The organism is Microvirga puerhi (assembly GCF_020089865.1).
Lineage (GTDB): Bacteria > Pseudomonadota > Alphaproteobacteria > Rhizobiales > Beijerinckiaceae > Microvirga > Microvirga puerhi.
Genome location: NZ_JAIRBM010000002.1, coordinates 168,206 through 186,709 on the forward strand (window position 1 = coordinate 168,206; position 18,504 = coordinate 186,709).

Consider the following 18,504-nt stretch of genomic DNA (forward strand, 5'->3'; position numbering starts at 1 on the left):
TTGTATCGCTTGGTACGCGGGTCGGGAGCGCCCCGACTGGATGTACAGATCCGACAGGGCTTTCGTACGGACCATGACACCTTCGTGAGCGACGTGGTTGAGCACGGGTACAGACCGCACCGTATTGGTCCTTTCAAAGGGGGCGCGTCCGAGTACTCTGGTATGACCAGAGCGGGCCGCCTGCTGGTGAGGGGCATAAGAGGCGCGTTTTACACCGCGGACCGGTGGATGATCGTCCATTGCTATCAGCCCATGCCTATACGCGACATGAAGCCGCCATCGGCCATGAGAATGTTCAACCTCATCGCCACGACCGCTCGCTTTGGGAGTGCGTAGGCCTCGCCTCAAGAAACCTTCCACACCGGAGTGGCCGCCCGCCAATGACGCTTAGCGCGCCACTATTGCGCCGTTGATCCCAGTCCGAGTGTGGGCCCGCGTCCCACAAGCCATCGTGAAGGCTCTTGGAAGCGCGAAGCTCAAGGAAACGCTCGAGCCTCACATTCGGTCCACCTGTGCGCATGCGAGCGAAGCGTCCACCGATTTTCAAGACCGCTGCCCGCAGTTAGAGTTTGCGACAGAGCCGCATCTTGAGCTGTCCGACCTCAGCTGACACGATGGTAGACAAGGCCGTTGCGGCTCAGATAGATCTACCTCGCTAGGCCCAAGGATCGGGACCAACAATCTGGAGAGGTTTGATGACCCTGTCGATGTATCAAGCGTCAGTTCCCGTGTTCCTTCAAGGGCTCAAGAATCTGTCTGCGATCCTGGACAAGGCTGTTGCTCAGGCAACCGAACGCAAGATCGATCCGACGGTACTCTTCAATGATCGTCTCGCTCCTGACATGTTCCCTCTTGTCCGTCAGGTGCAAATCGCCTCGGATCACGCCAAGGGTGCTCCGGCACGCCTTGCCGGGCTCGAGGTGCCAAAATTCGAGGACGTGGAGAAGAGCTTCGATGAATTGCAACAGCGGCTTGCCCGGGTGATCGAGTTCGTGAACAGTATCGAACCGGCCCGCATCGACGGCTCGGAGGAGCGGGAGATCACGCTGCCGCTCGGCGGGCAGACCAGGACCTTTAACGGCCAGACGTATCTGCTCTATTTCGCATTGCCGAACTTCTATTTCCATCTGACGACAGCCTACGCCATTCTGCGGCACAACGGGATTGCAATCGGGAAGCGCGACTTCATTGGCGTAGTCCCCTAAGCCTGGGCTGTGTGCCGGGGCGATACCCAAACGCCAAAAGCGCGGGTGAACTGGGGGCTTTTGATATCGTTCGCTCCGGCCCCCCGGTCACCATTTTCGGCCAGCGTGCTTTGATATGCTTGAGGGCCGCTTTAGTTCGCTAGGCCGTAGACTCATATGCGCACAGCCACAGCCACAGCCACAGCGAGGCGCGCTGGACCATGGAGAGAAAATTGGTGGCAAGCTTCTCATAGCGTGTGGCAATGCTGCGGAAGCTCTAGGTTGCTCCGCTCCCACATGGATCGCGTGACAAGCTCACCACCAACGATCTCATCGGCCGGATTGACGACATGGCCGAGCTCATCACCGGCGACCGGACCCATTTCTATTTGAAGGGTCATAGTGCGACTTCGCAGAGCGGCGGAAAGGGAAAACCTCACTAAGCGGTGGCGGCGTGAGATAAAGCGTCTCCCGTTAGGCTGGCTCCATCAGCTGGCTGTGTTCTGTGGCCCGATGGGATGCAGGGCCAACACGGGCCCGACAGTCCCGCCTGGCCAAGGACCATTTTCGATATCGACGGAGAAGCATGCTTCAGTATACCGCCGAGCGGCAGAGAACACATCACTGTATTCGACCCTACTACAGACGAACAAGAACGCCTCTCCTCGTTGGACCCTTTGGAAATCCCGATCTCTCAGGGGAATCCTACCGGTATCGAAATCTCTGCCAGGACCAATAATGATGTCGCATGTGATATCGTCTTTCACCGAAAAGGTCGGGATGGGATCGCAAGCGTCCAAGATCTGAGAAGTAATCCACATACCGACCTTCATGGCAGGGCTGCGCCCATCGTTCTGCCAGCGCAATCCAATGGCCCAAACCCGTCCCGGTCGCCCTCCGTCAGGAATTCGAATATTGTCGGATGAGCCGACGGAACTTCCGAAATAGGTAATCCATGCCCGCTCGGAATGGACCGCGTCCTGCGCGGCTTTGGCGGCGAGAGCTGCTTCCTGCACGGCTCGGCGGGTGTGGTGAAGAGTGCCTGCGACGAATAACAGACCGACAAAGGTCAGTCCGGTTTGCCACCAAGCAGCATCGAGCGCCTTGAGAGCAGTCGTCGCCATACTCTCTTGGGCGGCGAGATCTCGTTTTTCTATCTCGGTTGCCTTTTTTCAGCTTCAGTCCTGCCGGGTAGGGATTCTTGCTCGCCGAGTACAGCGTTAGCTGGCTGAGCAATCCATGTCGGCGGATAAGGAACTGTAATGTGGGAAGCGGATAGCGGCTCCTGGGGGCACTATCGCCACTGGGGGAATGAGCTAGGGATATGGGTTAGGGTGCTTCGATAGGCTGCGCTAAAGCCGATCGTTAGTCCTCCAACCGCAAGGAGGAGCAACCAATAGCAGCGAGCCATTGCAGAAAGGAGACCGCTGTGAACTTACCTCGCGCCAGCTTATTGCGGATGTACGGTTAAGTCTCCTTCACTCAAATAGCGGCTAGCGTCTGCTCAAGAGCGAAAACAGACATCGAAAACCGGAAGCTGTGGATTCCTACTGTATTTTGATCTTGTGATTATATTGCAGCGTTCCTGCGCGGAGCGTCATTGACGCCTATCCGGATTGAGGCAGGGTGGAGATCCCGCATCGCCGCGGCTTGCGGGTGGAGTGTCCGGAGCGATTCAGCCCTGTGCCGGCCTTGGCCAGGTCGGCCCGCGCTCGCCCATGATGTGGCGCCTTGCAATGCTGGAGCAGCCACTGGCTCCGACCAATTTGAATCTCTATGATCATTGGGTAGGGCAGGGAAGGTGGCGGTGCCGTCGGTAGCGAAATCTGGTCGTCTGGTGATGCGAGGCGTCGCCCTTGTCCTTTGGCAGATAAACTCTGCCATCAGTTTTATTTTCGCCGCCCTTTTAGCGAAGCTGGCCGGCGCAGGAGTTGGGCTCTTCTTTCTTGTGGCATTTTTGATCGTTGCCGCATTTGTCAGCCCTGACTTGGCGCTCATTTATGTAATCTTTGTCATCGCGGTCTTCCCGGCGCTCCTGCTTTCCATTCTTCAAACGGTCGTGCCAGCCACGCTCGTTGCACTTCCCGTTGTCGCGTTGATCATTCCAAAGCGCCGTTTCTATCGTTACCTGATCCTGCCTGTAGTAGGAGCTTCTACGGGCTCGCTGCTGTATACTGTAGCGGACCCTGACGAGAGAACAGGGGCGTTCTTCCTGCTGTACGGCATATTGGCTGGCGTGTCCGCAGGAGCCATGTTTGCCAATGCCCTCACAGACTGGGACACCCTGGGGCTAGAACCGTCTGCTGACACTGCTTCCTAACTGGTGAACGACCGACTTCGTAGTCGGGTCGCGCACCTTACTTCGTATCCCAAGGTCGCGCCAAGGATTGCAGCGATGACGACTGCGTAGTCTGCGATGCGGCCGCGCCGAGCCCGACGTTCGAGGATCGCCAGCATCGTGGGATCTTTGGAAAGGTCGTAATCGTCGTAGTCGCTGGTCATTGGCGCTTCTTCAGGCGGGCGGGCTGGAGCTACTCCATCCAGGCCCGGATGTTCTCGGCTCCTTGTGGCCCGCGAACGGCAATCACCCCTCGTTGGCCATTCTCCTTATCACCATTAAAGAAGGCATCCCGAGCTGAGGCGGACATAGCGAGGACAGATGCTGCCTCGCATTCGGCCCGCCATTCCTCTGACCAGGTGTTCACTGGCTCGCCAGTGATCTCAGAGATGGCAGTGGTGTCGCGGGAGTAGGTCATGCCCTACAAATGGCAGGGAAGGGTGAATACAGAGTTGATCGGCCCAGGCCCCAGCCCCTGTTAGGAGAAACGGCAGGTTGACTGGGAGGGTCAGGAAGATGGGAAAGGCCCCAGCTGATAAGCTAAGTCCGTCAATAAACTGGCTCGCCTCTTATCCTGGTCCCAGGTGAGTTGAATTGTCAGGCTCCTCTTCGACGGTCCCTTGGCTTCCTAAGTGAGAGATCCAGACAAGCCGGAGGGATGCTGCGATGCATAGAATGGCGGCTGGCTTCATCAGCATCTGCCAGGAGACATGCGTCTCGACCTCCACCATATCCGTGGCAAAGTCTACGACTAAGTAGACTAGTATAACCTCCATCAGCGTGATCTTAAGTTCGCTGATCCCGCTCACCCGCATCCACTGGGGTAGTCTGCTCCGAGCAGTCTCGGGGAGATCGAAGGCAAAGCCGAACGTGATCGCATAGGCGAAGACAATCAGCACAAGCCCGAACAGGAATGCGTCAGTGGCCTGCATAACCGAGGCGATGACCGTGAGGCCGCTGGTTTCACTCGGCAAAAAGGCAAACCCTAAGGCATAGGCCAGCTTGATTCCGCCAACCCCGAAGATCAGGAGCGCTCCGATGGCCGCGCCAGCGGCAGCAAGGAGCGTGATCCAGCGCAACGAAAGAATGAAATGGATCATCGAAACATACGGCCTGCCTGAGCTACAGGGTCTTCTGTCTTGGCCACAAGGACGACCCTAGCAGAAGATTGCTCTGACGGGAATTGATGCCCCTGGGCCGGAAGGTTCAAGAATTGTCGAAGGGTGCTCCTAGGAGGGCCGGGGCGTCCTCAGAGATGGCGGTGGTATCGCGGGAGTAGGGTTGATTGCTCATTTATCTGCGTTGCCAGGAGGGCCGATATTCACGGGATTAAGCCTAGGCCGCCATCTAGGGGGCTCCCGCGAATGTATCGGGTTTGGGAAAGAAGCTGTCTGCGTCAATCGTAAGCGCGGCCGACAATGCAGGATCACCCATCTTCCGCTGAGCACGGGCCGGCGAGTACTTTATGCCACTATACAGTAAGTCAGATGCGCTTGATGCCACTTTCCGGATTTCATCGTATCTATGGGAGAAGCCAAACAAGCACTTCGCTATGGATTTCACGATGTCAGTAGCTATCTCGACAATCTCAGTAGTTTCTTCCCACGTAGGACGACCTATGGGAGCTTTCCCGCGCCGCTCTTCCCGAGTTGTAAGAATTGGGTGGGCCGCAGTATTTCTATAATTCTTGATTTTAAGGAGGGTTTGTCCCCCTTCAACCGATTTTGCTTTGTCGAAGGCGTTCACGAGAGTATCCACTACGGAGAACTCTGTTTTGGGCGGCCCCATTTCCCCAAATGGATTTGGTAGTTCGGGAGGGATTTCATAAGACTTGTCGATCAAGTCGAGCACGGCTGGGTGGTTTAGTGCCGTGCAAAAAGTAGGAATACTGAAGCCAGCTGCATCGAAGCTCTCCCAAATCGCGGCTATTTCTAGGATAACTGTGTTCCCAATTACTTCCGTAACAACGCGACCAGATGTCAGTACCGAGCGGTTTTCAACAGTGGCTAATGGGTTATACTTATCTTGCGACCGCAGGTCTTCCTGAAGAATTATAACGCCCCATAGGTGTTCGTGGAGCCGCTGCATCCTCGACTTCGCGACAAATATACGTTCTGAAGGTGTCAGAAAGCTTAGGTCTTTTGGATCGTTGGCCGCCATTCGCGACTCGCCTGCCCCGAGTTTGCTAGGATTTCTGCCACACCATTTGGGACAAAGTCCACTATATGGGCTCGTGCGTACTTTCTTAAGGAGTTAAGTGCGGCTCTATCCATCTATTCCCCCTTCTGTTCTTTGGGGGAGAGGGAAGGGGATAGGGCGTCTCCTCTTTCAGAGGACCGCGCCGGAATGCCTCCGGCACTCGACCGCTCCGCGTTCTCGCCGTTCCGGTTCTCGTCGCTGACGCTGGCGGCGCGGTAGAGCGAAACTGCCTTGGCAATGAACGCAAGAGCCTCCCCGTCGGTCATCCACTCAGCAGCATACAGCCTGTCACCATAGGCTTCCTCGTGCTCCCACTCAGGATTGCCCACGGGCTCGCCACCGATCCCCATAGATCAACGCTGACCACGGGCGCGGAGATAGAACGCCTTGCCGTCCACCAAGCCTTCCGCTTGGGCGGGACAATTGCCGCCTAGATATTCGATCTCGATTCCGCTCATCCCCGTCTTCCCAGAACAAGAAAGGGGGCGGAGAAGGCAGGTTCTCGGTTTACATTTCGACTGTAAGTCATTGATCTTACGTGCCTCGATTTAGAGTCGATTCGCACGTAAGTATTTGAAAAATCTTATAAATAATCGCAGCTTAATCAGCGGGTCCAAGGTTCGAGTCCTTGTACACCCACCAATTTAACCCTTGCAGCACAAAGGGTTCAGAAATTTAAACTGCGGTGCGACGGAAATTCTCCGCCCATTTTGCGACTGAGAGCTTTCCTTTCAGTAACCTTATGGGACTTCCAAAGGCACCGTGATTGCTGGGGCTACTGCGCCGACGTTCGTGCGCAGGCCGCCTTGGAAACGGGGCGATATCGGCGCCAGCGCTTACCATCTGGTGATCTAGCCAACTCAGTTATCCGCACTCAGAACCAGACCCCGAATCTTGACCGTATGGTGAGGAAGCTGAAGCGCCGTGCCACCAGAAGAACGCGTGTCCTCTTTTAACACGATAGCTGGATGATCCTCTCCTCCCTTGGAGTAGAATGGAGCGTCCCGAGCCGCCGCAATTGCCAGTCCGCACTCTGAGGTGAGGACGGCCACATCAGCTGGCAACTTGCGGGCGAGGCAGTATTATTCGGACTTCTTAGAGAAAGCGACATTCGCATGATCAGCGTAGAGACCCTGCAGCAGCTCTTTCCAACAGAAGGCGAAATGCTCGCGGAGGTTCGTCCGCCAGCTCCGATCAATCAACGTGTCTATCTCATCGATGGTGAGCTCAAGTCCTGGAGCGGAGAGGTCGAGACGGTTCGGTCGCCTGTCTGCATCCGTCATGCGGATGGTAAGCTGGAGCAGATCGAGCTCGGCAGTTATCCCGTTGGCGGGGAGCCGGAGGCAGAGAGTGCTCTCGCTGCGGCCGTAGCCGCCTATGATGAAGGGCGAGGGGTCTGGCCGACGATGACGGTCGGTGACCGTATTGCCTGCATGCAGTCCTTCACCAATCAGATGGTTGCCCGTCGCGAGGATGTGGTCAATCTCATCATGTGGGAGATCGGCAAGAGTCGAGCCGATTCCGAGAAGGAGTTCGATCGGACCGTCGACTACATCCGAGCGACGATCGAAGCGCTCAAGGAACTGGACAACAATAATTCACGTTTTCAGATCGTCGAGGGCACCATTGGCCAGATTCGACGCACCCCGCTTGGCGTAGTGCTGTGCATGGGGCCATATAATTATCCGCTCAACGAGACTTTCGCCACGCTGATCCCCGCCCTCATCATGGGCAATACCGTCGTGTTCAAACCGCCGCGTTACGGCGCTCTCCTGTTCTATCCGCTTCTCGAGGCCTTCCGCAGTGCGTTTCCAAAGGGCGTGATCAATACCGTCTATGGACGAGGCGCTGTCGTCGTTCCGCGTCTTCTCGATTCGGGGCGCGTGAATGTCTTGACCCTCATTGGTTCGAGCAAGGTCGCCGATCATCTGAAAAAGCTGCCCCCGAAAGCTCACCGTCTTCGGGCCATCCTCGGCCTCGACGCGAAGAATGCGGCCATTGTCCTGCCTGACGCCGACATCGATCTCGCGGTCAAGGAATGCCTTTTGGGCAGTCTGTCCTTCAACGGACAGCGTTGCACGGCTCTCAAGATGCTGATGGTGCATCAGTCGATCGTCGAGCCGTTCCTCAATCGTTTCACTGAAGAACTCGCCAAGCTGAAAGTCGGCATGCCCTGGGAGAAAGGGGTGAGCATCACGCCGCTCCCCGAACTCGGCAAGGTCGATTACATGACTCAACTTCTTGAGGACGCCAAAGCGAAAGGGGCCCGTGTCGTCAACGCCGGCGGAGGAGCCTCTTGCGGAACATTGTTCTATCCGGCTGTCGTCTATCCCGTTCAAGAGGGGATGAAGCTATACCGAGAGGAGCAGTTCGGCCCGATCGTCCCGGTGGCCTCGTTCGAGGATCTGGAGACCGCCCTGGAATACGTCATCTCCTCCGAGCATGGTCAGCAGGTCAGCATTTTCAGCTCAAGTCCAGATCAGATCGGCCGTCTCGTCGACCCGCTCGTCAATCAGGTCTGCCGCGTCAATATCAACTGTCAGTGCCAGCGTGGGCCGGATGTATTCCCGTTCACCGGGCGAAAGGACTCGGCAGAGGGAACGCTGTCCGTTACCGATGCTCTGCGCTCGTTCTCGATCCGGTCGATGATCGCGACGAAGCAGACTGAATCCAACAAACAGCTTCTCGATACGATCGTCACCGAGCACAAGTCGAATTTCATCAATACGCGCTTCATCTTCTAGCGGCTACGTATCTTGGAGGCGCCCGGCGATCGGGCGTCCCTTCCCCTGCGAAGTCGCTCGCATCTTGGCTATGGCCGCACCATGCCGGCGTGTCGAATGCTCGCTGGATGACGCCAGATCGCCAGGTCCCTGACATTTTGTCCGATCCAAGACGCTCGTCCAGCATCTCTGCCCATGGCATAAGGCGGCCGCAACATCAGGCTCAGGACCCATGATTCGCGTCGAGAACGTAAGCAAGCAAAACAGCCACCGACTTCTTTTCATCGAGGCATCGGCAACCCTCCAGAAGCAGGAGAAGGTCGGGTTGGTTGGCCCCAATGGTGCAGGAAAGACAACCCTGTTCCGTCTGCTCAACAAGGAAGAACAGCCGGATGAGGGCCAAATCGCCGTCGAACGCGGCATCACTATCGGCTATTTCAGCCAGGATGTCGGCGAAATGGCGGGCCGCAGCGCTGTAGCCGAAGTCATGGATGGCGCCGGGCCGGTGAGCTTGGTAGCAGCCGACTTGCGGGAGCTCGAAGCTGCGATGACGGATCCTGAGCGGGCCGATGATCTCGACAGGATCCTCGATCGCTATGGCGAGGTGCAGGCGCGATATGAGGAACTGGACGGCTATTCGCTCGAAGGGCGCGCCCGAGAGGTCCTCGCAGGTTTGGGCTTTAGCCAGGAGATGATGGATAGCGACGTTGGAGTCCTATCCGGAGGCTGGAAGATGCGTGTCGCGCTTGCTCGCATTCTTTTGATGCGTCCGGACGTCATGTTGCTGGACGAGCCGAGCAACCATCTGGATCTTGAGAGCCTTATTTGGCTCGAACAATTCCTGAAGGGTTACGACGGCGCGCTGCTCATGACCTCGCATGATCGCGCCTTCATGAATCGCATCATCAATAAGGTGATCGAGATCGACGGAGGGACGTTGACGACATACTCCGGTGATTACGAATTCTACGAGCAGCAGCGCGCGTTGAACGAGAAGCAACAACAAGCTCAATATGAGCGACAGCAAGCGATGCTTGCCAAGGAAATCAAGTTCATCGAGCGCTTCAAGGCTCGCGCCTCTCATGCGGCCCAGGTGCAGAGCCGTGTCAAGAAGCTTGAGAAGATTGATCGCGTGGAGCCTCCCAGACGGCGTCAAACGGTTGCATTCGAATTCCAACCAGCGCCACGATCTGGGGACGACGTGGTCAGCCTGAAAAATGTCCATAAGCGCTATGGCAGTCGAAGCATCTACGAGGGATTTGACTTCGTAGTTCGACGAAAGGAGCGCTGGTGCGTCATGGGGGTCAACGGAGCCGGAAAATCGACGCTATTGAAGCTCGTGGCGGAGGCCGCGGCGCCTGACGAAGGAACGGTTGCGCTCGGCAGCAGCGTGAAGATGGGCTATTTTGCACAGCATGCCATGGAAGTTCTCGAGGGCGACCGCACCGTCTTCCAGTTCCTCGAGGATTCGTTCCCACAGGCGGGCCAAGGCTCACTGCGCACCCTAGCCGGCTGTTTCGGTTTCTCAGGCGATGACGCGGAAAAGAAATGCCGTGTGCTTTCGGGCGGAGAGAAGGCGCGGCTCGTGATGGCCAAGATGCTCTACGACCCGCCGAACTTCCTGGTGCTCGACGAACCGACAAACCATTTGGATATGGCTACGAAAGAGATGCTGATCGAAGCATTGTCGAGCTACGAGGGGACTATGCTTTTCGTCTCGCACGATCGCCATTTTCTGGCGGCCTTGTCCAACCGTGTCCTCGAACTCACGCCCGACGGCATACATAAGTACGGTGGCGGCTATCTTGAGTATGTGGCGCGCACTGGCCATGAAGCCCCGGGGCTACGGACCTGAACAGTCGATTGCGGGTCGGGGCCGACAGGTTAAGGAGATCGCTCCCAGGGCAGCCTCGTTTTGGCTGCGTTATGCCGAGCAGAATCATTCTTCCCTACGAAGTAAAGCCTGGCATCCTGCCTTGAAGGAAATCTGCGACGGCCGAGAATGCTTCGTCGCCTTCTTTCAGCAGACCGGGGAAAAAATAGTATCCATGCGGCATACGCTCCCGGACAAAATGTTCAACATGTACATTGCTGGCCTCCCGTAGTTTGCGAACGAAAGCAAGGTTGTCGTCGACAATGGGATCCGCCGTGCCAGATACCACAAGCGCCGGCGGGTAGCCGCGAAGGTCTGCAAGTGCCGGACTGACGTGTGGGTGCGACCAGTTCCTGTGATGAACTGCATAGGCTCCGCGGATATAGCCGACGAACGCGGTGTCATAAATAATGCCGAGCGGTGCAAGGCGCTCGAACGAATCATGCCGTTCGACATGGAAGTCGGTGATCGGGCACAGGAGGACCGCTGCCTCCGGAGGAGCGACGTTTTCGTCGTGCGCCTTGAGCGGCAGAGCAGCGGCAATGTTGCCGCCCGCTGAATCTCCCGCGACGGCGATCCAGGATGCATCTCCTCCGATCTCATGGCCATGAGCTCTCAGCCAGCTGAGGACGGCACAGCAATCATTCAGGCCTGCTGGAAAGGGCCACTCTGGAGCGAGGCGGTAATTGACGCTGACCACCACCATTCTGTTTTCCCAGGCGACCCGGCTCGTGATGTAGGCGGTGTCCTCCGAGCTTCCCACTGTGAAGCCGCCTCCATGGGCATAGAGCAACATGGGCCGGATATCGTGCCCTGGCGGGCGAAAGACTTGGCAGCGAATAGGTCCGCTCGGTGATGGAACATAAATGTTCGAGACAGTCACCTCTGGGTAGAGTTTGTCCGCACTGGGCGGCAGGTCATCTGGACCAAGGTCGTGGTTGATATACCCGCCACGAACTGGTCGGATCATGATGTCACGAAGAGCAAGGGGTGAGCGCATCTTTGCCAGCAACTGATAGTATGCGACGGCCGGGTCCGATGGATCGATCCGCGAAACTCCAGGGCCGTCGGTCAGTTGATCGACACAAGGAATGCTGGGTTTCACGCTCACCGATTGGTAGTCCATGGATCAGCTCCAAAATACGCCAGAAGCGTAGCTTAACGAGCGTGAAGGAGCCTGACCATCACCTATTCTCAGAAGGGAAGGCTTCGCTGAGGTTTGAGGTGTAAAGGATGGATGTGCTGAGGCGCATGCCCTGACGCTATCTTTTCGCTCCAACATCAGAATTCAGTGCGAGATGACCAGCGGTCGGGTTTCAGGATGCGAAGGAAGCAGTCCAATGCGCCTTATATGCAGTACCTATCCTCGTTCCGACAGTCGCCAGGAAGACACCGTCGTAGAAAGGCCGATAGTTTCCCGCGCTACAAGTAAGCGATGAAAGCGGGGTGGCACTGCTACCTGGCTAGACAAGTGGCCCGGCGCTCACAATTTCAAACCCCATAATAAGAGTAATCCAGCAAGTGTGACCGCGACGATAAATCCGTATGCAGCCCAGCTGTGCCATCCAGGCTTGGGTAAATCACCAAACATAGCCGTCACCTCCAGCCCGAAAATTTACTCCGCCAATGTGCTTGGAGTAGGCCCGGAACATGGCGAATGCCTAAGCTTTCAGCTCCGTGAGCCGCCGTGCTTGAGAGCGGTACGTGCCAACGACACTCCGCCGATGATCCATCTGGATAGGAAATAGCACTGCTTCAAATTTGAAAGGGCTCCATGGAGCCCTTTCATGTCTGTACTCGATTTAGCGCCGCACGACAGTGCACCGCTGGACACGTTCCTTGATAATTCTGCCACGGAAGCGCCGCTCTTCGACGACCCATCGGCAGACGCGCCGGGGATGACCAATGCGCCTTCCACGATCATAGTACTGTGCTTGAACAATATTCTCTTGTCTTACGACGTCAGCTGGCGGTGAGAACGGAGCTGCCTGCACGCCTTTTCCGCTGAAACCAGCGAGTGCAGAAAACGCCACCGCGGCAAGAGCCATCGTACGCAACATTATCATCCATCCTTTGTCTTTACGCCCCCGCCGCGCAAAGACATCGACGCTAATGAACAACCGGTTAATAGCCAAGGTGATGAGCGTTACGCATCTAACTGTCGGCACAACCGATAGGGCCCGCAGCAGGCCGAGGTGCTCGAAGCAATTTTTCGCTCATGAGATCCTGGACGCGGAGTTAAGCCAAGCTTCAGGCGCGCCGAGATAGCTTCTCGAAATAGATATCGCGTATTATTGTAACCCATCTGAGGGGCCACGTCGTACCGGACATTCCCGGAGCATTGGACCATTCGATGCTGACAGTCGCCGTCCAGCTCAGAATTATTCCGCCTGAAAGCGCAGGTTTGACACTGGAATTGACCGAAACTACCCTATTTTCCAAGGCTTGAAGTCAGTGCAGTGCAAAAGACCGAGGGAGGGTTACCATGAATATGGAACTCTCACGGCGCGGCTTCCTTAAGGCAGCCGGCGTGGGTGTTGCAGGAACTACTTTGGGAGCTTTCGGGTTCGCAGACCTTGAGGCGGCGCAAGCCGCGGCCATCAGGCCTTTCAAGCTGACGAATACGATGGAGACACGCAATACGTGTCCCTATTGCTCGGTGGCCTGCGGCATCATCATGTATTCAAAAGGGGATCTCCGGAAGGGCGAGATGGCCGAGATCATCCATATCGAGGGTGATGCCGACCATCCAACCAACCGGGGAACACTTTGTCCTAAGGGGGCTGCCCTCAAGGATTTCGTGAAGGCCGACACTCGGTTGAAATACCCGATGGTTCGCAAGCCTGGGTCAGACCGGTTCGAACGGGTTTCATGGGATCAGGCACTTGATCGTATTGCCAGGCTGATGAAGGACGATCGCGATGCGAACTTCATCGCCACCAACAAGGCAGGCGTTCCTGTCAATCGCTGGACGACCGTAGGCTTCCTTGCCGCCTCGGCAACCACGAACGAGACTGCCTACCTGACTTACAAGGTTGTCCGCAGCACGGGAATCGTTGCATTCGATAATCAGGCGCGCGTTTGACACGGCCCCACGGTGTCCAGTCTGGGCCCAACTTTCGGTCGTGGCGCAATGACCAATTCGTGGACCGATATTCGGAACACGGATCTCGTCGTCATCATGGGTGGCAACGCTGCCGAGGCACACCCGTGCGGATTCAAATGGGTGACGGAGGCAAAGGCTAATCGTGGCGCTAGGCTCATCGTAATCGATCCGCGCTTCACGCGTTCGGCTTCAGTGTCCGATTTCTATGCCCCCATTCGCCAGGGCACGGATATCGCGTTCCTTCTTGGTTTGATCAACTACTGTATGCAGAACGACAAGGTGCAGTGGCCATACGTGAAATCTTTCACCAATGCGACGTACGTGGTGAAGGATGGGTTCGCCTATCAGGACGGTTTGTTCACAGGCTACGACGAGAGCAAGCGCGACTATGACCGCTCGACCTGGGAATACGATATTGGGCCGGATGGCTTCGCCGTTGTCGATGAGACACTGCAAAATCCGCGCTGCGTCTGGAACATGCTCAAGTCCCACGTGGCATCCTATACGCCGGAGATGGTCGAGCGGATCTGTGGCACTCCGAGGGAGAAATTCCTGAAGGTCGCTCAGATGATCTCCGAGTGCTCTGTACCGACGAAGACCATGACGTCGATGTATGCGCTTGGTTGGACGCAGCATTCCAAGGGTTCGCAGAACATTCGCGCCATGGCGATGCTGCAGCTCATTCTCGGCAATATCGGCGTGCGCGGCGGCGGAATGAACGCGTTGCGCGGGCACTCGAACATTCAGGGCCTCACCGATGTGGGTCTGATGTCCAATCTTCTCCCGGGCTATCTGAACATTCCGGTCGAAAAGGAGACTGATTTTACGACCTACATGTCGAGCCGTACCTTCAAGCCTCTGCGTCCCGATCAGACGAGCTACTGGCAGAACTACAAGAAGTTCTTCGTCAGTTTCCAGAAGGCCATGTGGGGATCCGCTGCAACGGCGGAGAACGACTTTGCCTATCAGTACCTGCCCAAGCTTGATGTTCCGGCCTATGACGTGCTGCGCATCTTCGAGATGATGTATCGAGGGCAGGTGAACGGCTATGTTTGCCAGGGGTTCAACCCCCTTCTCGCTTTCCCGAACCGCAAGAAGATCACCGAGTCGCTCTCCAAGCTGAAATGGCTCGTGACCATAGATCCGCTCGATACGGAGACTTCGCGTTTCTGGGAGAACCACGGCGAATATAACGACGTGAATTCTGCCACCATCCAGACGGAAGTGATCCAGCTACCCTCCACCTGTTTTGCGGAGGATAACGGATCGCTCACCAATTCGGGTCGATGGCTGCAATGGCATTGGGCTGGGGGCACGCCACCCGGTGAGGCGAAGCGCGACAACTGGATCATGGCGCAGATCTTCCGGCGTCTGCGAGCGCTTTATGAGAAAGAGGGTGGGCCCTTCCCGGATCCGATTCTCAATCTCACGTGGAATTACCAAAATCCGGACGAACCGACGGCGGATGAACTCGCGAAAGAAATCAACGGCTACGCTGTCGAAACACTCTACGATCCTGCCGACCCCACGAAGGTTCTCCTGGAAAAAGGAAAGCAGGTCGTCAATTTCTCGGTCCTGCGCGATGATGGCACTACAGCCAGCGGTTGCTGGATTTATTCCGGCTGTTATAACGAGGCCGGCAACAACATGGCTCGTCGGGACAATACAGATCCCGACGATACAGGCGCCTATCTCAACTGGACTTTCGCTTGGCCGCTTAATCGACGCATCCTCTATAACCGCGCATCTGCGGACCTTCAGGGCAACCCATGGGATCCCTCCCGTAAGCTGATTGCATGGGATGGCTCCAAATGGTCCGGCTACGATGTTCCGGATATTGCGCCGACCGCCAAGCCCGACGTGGTCGGTCCCTTCATCATGAACCAGGAAGGAACTGCGCGCCTCTTCGCCCGTGGACTGATGCGCGATGGACCCTTCCCGGTTCATTACGAGCCGTTCGAGGCACCGATTGCCAATGTCATTGCACCGAAGATACGCGGCAATCCTGTAGCACGGATCTTCCAGGACGATGTGGCGCAGTTCGCCACGTCGGAAGAGTTCCCTTACGCGGCGACGTCATATCGACTCACCGAGCACTTCCACTACTGGACGAAGCACAACCGGGTGAATGCGGTGCTCCAGCCGGAATTCTTCGTGGAAATCTCAGAGCAGCTCGCGGCCGAAAAAGGGATCACGCCCGGCTCATGGGTGCGGGTCTGGTCGAAACGCGGCGAGGTGAAAGCCAAAGCCGTGGTGACGAAGCGCATCAAGCCGCTCATGTGTGACGGCAAGAAGGTTCATGTGGTCGGTATCCCACTGCATTGGGGCTTCATGGGGCAGGCCCGAAAAGGGTGGGGACCCAACTCCCTTACGCCTTTCGTGGGCGACGCCAACATCGAAACGCCCGAATACAAGGCGTTTCTGGTCAACATCGAGTCTACGACACCCCCGGCGACGGTTTAAGGAGGAATGGAATGGAACCAAGTCCTCATACGGCGCAAAGCAACCCTCCCGTCGCGGCCACGACTTCTAACCTGACGGAGAAGGATCTCATTCGCCGCTCGGCTTCGACTGTTCCGCCACCTGCGCGGCAGCTGGAGCCGGTCGCGAAACTGATCGATGTGTCCAAGTGTATCGGCTGCAAAGCGTGTCAATCTGCCTGCATCGAGTGGAATGACACTCAGCCGGCCATTGAGACCAATGTCGGCGTCTACGAGAACCCGCATGACCTGACGCCCGAAATGTTCACCCTGATGCGGTTCAACGAATGGGACAATCCGCAGACTGGCAACCTCGAGTGGCTGATTCGCAAGGATGGCTGCATGCACTGCGCGGATCCGGGCTGCCTGAAGGCCTGCCCTGCGCCCGGTGCCATCGTTCAGTATTCAAATGGCATCGTCGATTTCGTCCATGAGAACTGCATCGGTTGCGGCTATTGCATCAAGGGGTGCCCCTTCAACATCCCGCGCATCTCGAAGGTCGATCACACAGCCTACAAGTGCACGCTCTGCTCGGACCGCGTCGCAGTCGGGCAGGGGCCCGCCTGCGCCAAGGCCTGCCCAACTCACTCCATCTCCTTCGGTACAAAGGAGGATATGAAGGCGCTGGCCGACAGCAGAATCAAGGACCTGAAGTCGCGCGGCTATGAGAATGCCGGACTTTATGATCCTCCGGGTGTCGGCGGTACGCATGTGATGTACGTTCTTCATCATAACGATCAACCTGAGATCTATTCAGGTCTGCCGAAAAATCCGAGGATCAGTCCAGTGGTCAACGCCTGGAAGGGGATGACGAAGTACCTGGGCTTTGCCGCGATGGGGCTGGCAGCCGCGGCTGGAGTTCTCCATTCCACCCTCGTCGGACCGAACCGGGTGACCCGCGAGGACGAGGATGAAGCCGAAAAGCTCGTGAAGGAGTCGGTCTGATGCCTGTCAAAGACATCGAAGAAGGTGATGCTATCGAGCCGGGACCGCCGGTCGTCGTCGACCGGTATACAGGAGGCGCGCGGATCAATCACTGGGTCACGGCGATATGCCTTATTCTGCTCGCGCTGTCCGGACTGGCGTTATTCCATCCTTGGCTATTCTTCCTCAGCGGCCTTTTCGGAGGTGGGCAGAATACGCGTGCCATTCATCCTTGGATTGGTGTCGTACTGTTCTTCAGTTTTGCAGGCCTTTTCATCCGGTTCTGGCGTGCCAATCTTCCGGCACAGGTCGACAAGGATTGGCTGACCCATGCGGACGATCTGCTCGCCGGGCGTGAAGAGAGAATGCCTGAAGTTGGAAAATACAATGCTGGCCAGAAAGCCATTTTCTGGAGCATGGCGACCCTGATCATTGTTCTCATCTTTTCCGGATTCGTGATCTGGGATCAGTACTTCGCCGATTGGACGACTATCCCACAAAAGCGCGTGGCCGTCCTCGTCCATTCGCTTGCCGCCGTTGTCATCATTTGCGTTTGGATCATCCATGTGTACGCAGCGATCTGGGTAAGAGGAACCATCCCGGCGATGACACACGGCTCCGTGACGGGAGGGTGGGCTTGGCGACATCATCGCCTCTGGTTGAAAGAACTGGCCGAGCGACACAGATTCAAGAAGCCGGAGGCGCCTGCCGAGTAAGGAGTTCCCTTGGCACGTGACCCGTGTGGTTCGTGAGGCTGTATGACAAGTCCAAATTTTCCTACGCCCAATGCCGCTTCGGAAGGCCGCGTTCCGGCCCCGCCCTTCGTCCGACTTCCCGATCCAGGCAGCCTTTTTGAGGGCCGTCGTCAGCGCCTCGAAACTCTGGCGCAGACAAGCGGGCTTGCTCCCTATCTGCACTTCGTGGCCGGTCTGGCGGAGGCTCAAAGGCGCATTCAGGATGGACTGCCTGAGCCGAAGCAGCCACTTCCGGAAGCACTCGCCCGTGCCCATGAGTTCGGAATGCCGCCGCTCGATCGGACTCGGATCGAGGTGGATGCTACTTTGAGCGAAACACTGACGCGCCTGTTCGATGCCGCCTTACCTCTTTCCAAACCGACAGAAGCGCAGGCCGCTCTTGAGCGGGTGAGGGGGATGACGGCGGAGGTTCTGGCTGAGATCGTGCGAAGCGTTCTCGCAGATTCAATTCCGGCTGACGCCATTGCCGAGCACGCTTACGTGGCCGCAGGGCTGCAGGTTCACTTCACGCGTCTTGTTGCCAAACTCGAGGCGGAGAAGCTGGTTCGGCTTGGGGATAGCATCTGTCCTAGCTGCGGTGGTCCGCCTACGTCGACGCTCGTTGTCGGCTGGATCGGAGCCGAAGGTGCTCGTTATTGCTCCTGCTCTCTTTGCAGTACCCTGTGGAATGTCGTGCGTGTGAAATGCATTCTGTGCAGTTCTACAAAGGGTATCGGATATAAGGAAATCGAGGGAGGCCCCGGAACTGTCAAAGCGGAATGCTGCGACAATTGCCGTGGATACGTGAAGATCCTGTATCAACACAAGGATGCTGCCCTGGATCCTGTGGCGGACGATATCGCAAGCCTCGGGCTCGACCTTCTTCTGCAGAAAACCGAGTACCGTCGCGGCAGCTTCAACCCATTCCTGCTCAGGGTCTAGT

At 56.9% G+C, this 18,504-nt stretch carries 17 protein-coding genes; 9 read left to right on the plus strand and 8 right to left on the minus strand.

Features of this window, described 5'->3' with window-relative positions:
• Positions 1–695 precede the first annotated feature (695 nt).
• Complete coding sequence (locus tag K9B37_RS03140; protein ID WP_224311347.1) at positions 696–1,205, plus strand: DUF1993 domain-containing protein; 510 nt, start codon at positions 696–698, stop codon at positions 1,203–1,205.
• 227 nt (positions 1,206–1,432) lie between these two features.
• Here K9B37_RS03140 and K9B37_RS03150 read toward each other — a convergent pair whose 3' ends face one another.
• The gene (locus K9B37_RS03150; RefSeq protein ID WP_224311348.1) at positions 1,433–1,585 is read right to left on the minus strand and encodes a hypothetical protein; all 153 of its coding nucleotides are present in this window, start codon (positions 1,583–1,585) and stop codon (positions 1,433–1,435) included.
• A 964-nt stretch (positions 1,586–2,549) separates the two neighbouring features.
• Complete coding sequence (locus K9B37_RS24845) at positions 2,550–2,645, minus strand: DUF6471 domain-containing protein (protein WP_224311570.1); 96 nt, start codon at positions 2,643–2,645, stop codon at positions 2,550–2,552.
• Positions 2,646–2,985: 340 nt separating this feature from the next.
• Between K9B37_RS24845 and K9B37_RS03160 the strand changes: the two genes are divergently transcribed.
• Positions 2,986–3,504, plus strand: a complete 519-nt coding sequence (locus K9B37_RS03160) for a hypothetical protein (RefSeq protein ID WP_224311349.1) — start codon at positions 2,986–2,988, stop codon at positions 3,502–3,504.
• Here K9B37_RS03160 and K9B37_RS03165 read toward each other — a convergent pair.
• From K9B37_RS03165 to K9B37_RS03180, 5 genes are all read right to left on the minus strand, one after another.
• Positions 3,501–3,686: a hypothetical protein gene (locus tag K9B37_RS03165; protein ID WP_224311350.1), complete on the minus strand. Its 186-nt coding sequence runs from the start codon at positions 3,684–3,686 to the stop codon at positions 3,501–3,503. The two genes, K9B37_RS03160 and K9B37_RS03165, sit on opposite strands and share 4 nt — an antisense overlap.
• A gap of 29 nt (positions 3,687–3,715) precedes the next feature.
• On the minus strand, positions 3,716–3,940 hold the full coding sequence (locus tag K9B37_RS25045; protein ID WP_439651673.1) for a DUF7696 family protein: 225 nt from the start codon (positions 3,938–3,940) through the stop codon (positions 3,716–3,718).
• Positions 3,941–4,091: 151 nt separating this feature from the next.
• On the minus strand, positions 4,092–4,622 hold the full coding sequence (locus K9B37_RS03170) for a YqhA family protein (protein ID WP_224311351.1): 531 nt from the start codon (positions 4,620–4,622) through the stop codon (positions 4,092–4,094).
• Between the two features lie 247 nt (positions 4,623–4,869).
• Positions 4,870–5,682 carry a hypothetical protein gene (locus tag K9B37_RS03175; protein WP_224311352.1) on the minus strand — a complete coding sequence of 271 codons (813 nt, stop codon included), beginning with the start codon at positions 5,680–5,682 and terminating at the stop codon, positions 4,870–4,872.
• Positions 5,683–5,795: 113 nt separating this feature from the next.
• Positions 5,796–6,050 (minus strand): hypothetical protein, encoded by a 255-nt coding sequence (locus tag K9B37_RS03180; RefSeq protein ID WP_224311353.1) that lies wholly within the window; start codon positions 6,048–6,050, stop codon positions 5,796–5,798.
• Between the two features lie 786 nt (positions 6,051–6,836).
• On the opposite strand from K9B37_RS03180, the gene K9B37_RS03185 reads away from it, so the two are divergent.
• Together K9B37_RS03185 and K9B37_RS03190 are read left to right on the plus strand one after the other, a co-directional pair.
• Positions 6,837–8,465, plus strand: a complete 1,629-nt coding sequence (locus K9B37_RS03185) for an NADP-dependent glyceraldehyde-3-phosphate dehydrogenase (RefSeq protein ID WP_224311354.1) — start codon at positions 6,837–6,839, stop codon at positions 8,463–8,465.
• 211 nt (positions 8,466–8,676) lie between these two features.
• Positions 8,677–10,299, plus strand: coding sequence for an ABC-F family ATP-binding cassette domain-containing protein (locus K9B37_RS03190; RefSeq protein WP_224311355.1), 1,623 nt, complete (start codon positions 8,677–8,679; stop codon positions 10,297–10,299).
• Positions 10,300–10,393: 94 nt separating this feature from the next.
• On the opposite strand, the gene K9B37_RS03195 is transcribed toward K9B37_RS03190, so the two are convergent.
• Positions 10,394–11,443, minus strand: a complete 1,050-nt coding sequence (locus tag K9B37_RS03195) for an alpha/beta hydrolase (protein WP_224311356.1) — start codon at positions 11,441–11,443, stop codon at positions 10,394–10,396.
• 661 nt (positions 11,444–12,104) lie between these two features.
• Here K9B37_RS03195 and K9B37_RS03200 point away from each other — a divergent pair.
• From K9B37_RS03200 to fdhE, 5 genes are all read left to right on the plus strand, one after another.
• Entirely contained in the window at positions 12,105–12,293 is a 189-nt protein-coding gene (locus tag K9B37_RS03200) for a hypothetical protein (RefSeq protein WP_224311357.1), read from the plus strand.
• Between the two features lie 509 nt (positions 12,294–12,802).
• The gene (fdnG, locus tag K9B37_RS03205; RefSeq protein ID WP_224311358.1) at positions 12,803–15,886 is read left to right on the plus strand and encodes a formate dehydrogenase-N subunit alpha; all 3,084 of its coding nucleotides are present in this window, start codon (positions 12,803–12,805) and stop codon (positions 15,884–15,886) included.
• 11 nt (positions 15,887–15,897) lie between these two features.
• On the plus strand, positions 15,898–16,848 hold the full coding sequence (gene fdxH, locus K9B37_RS03210) for a formate dehydrogenase subunit beta (protein WP_224311359.1): 951 nt from the start codon (positions 15,898–15,900) through the stop codon (positions 16,846–16,848).
• On the plus strand, positions 16,848–17,543 hold the full coding sequence (locus tag K9B37_RS03215) for a formate dehydrogenase subunit gamma (RefSeq protein WP_224311360.1): 696 nt from the start codon (positions 16,848–16,850) through the stop codon (positions 17,541–17,543). Before fdxH ends, K9B37_RS03215 begins: the two co-directional genes overlap by 1 nt.
• Before the next feature lie 42 nt (positions 17,544–17,585).
• On the plus strand, positions 17,586–18,503 hold the full coding sequence (gene fdhE, locus K9B37_RS03220; RefSeq protein ID WP_224311361.1) for a formate dehydrogenase accessory protein FdhE: 918 nt from the start codon (positions 17,586–17,588) through the stop codon (positions 18,501–18,503).
• Position 18,504 lies beyond the last annotated feature (1 nt).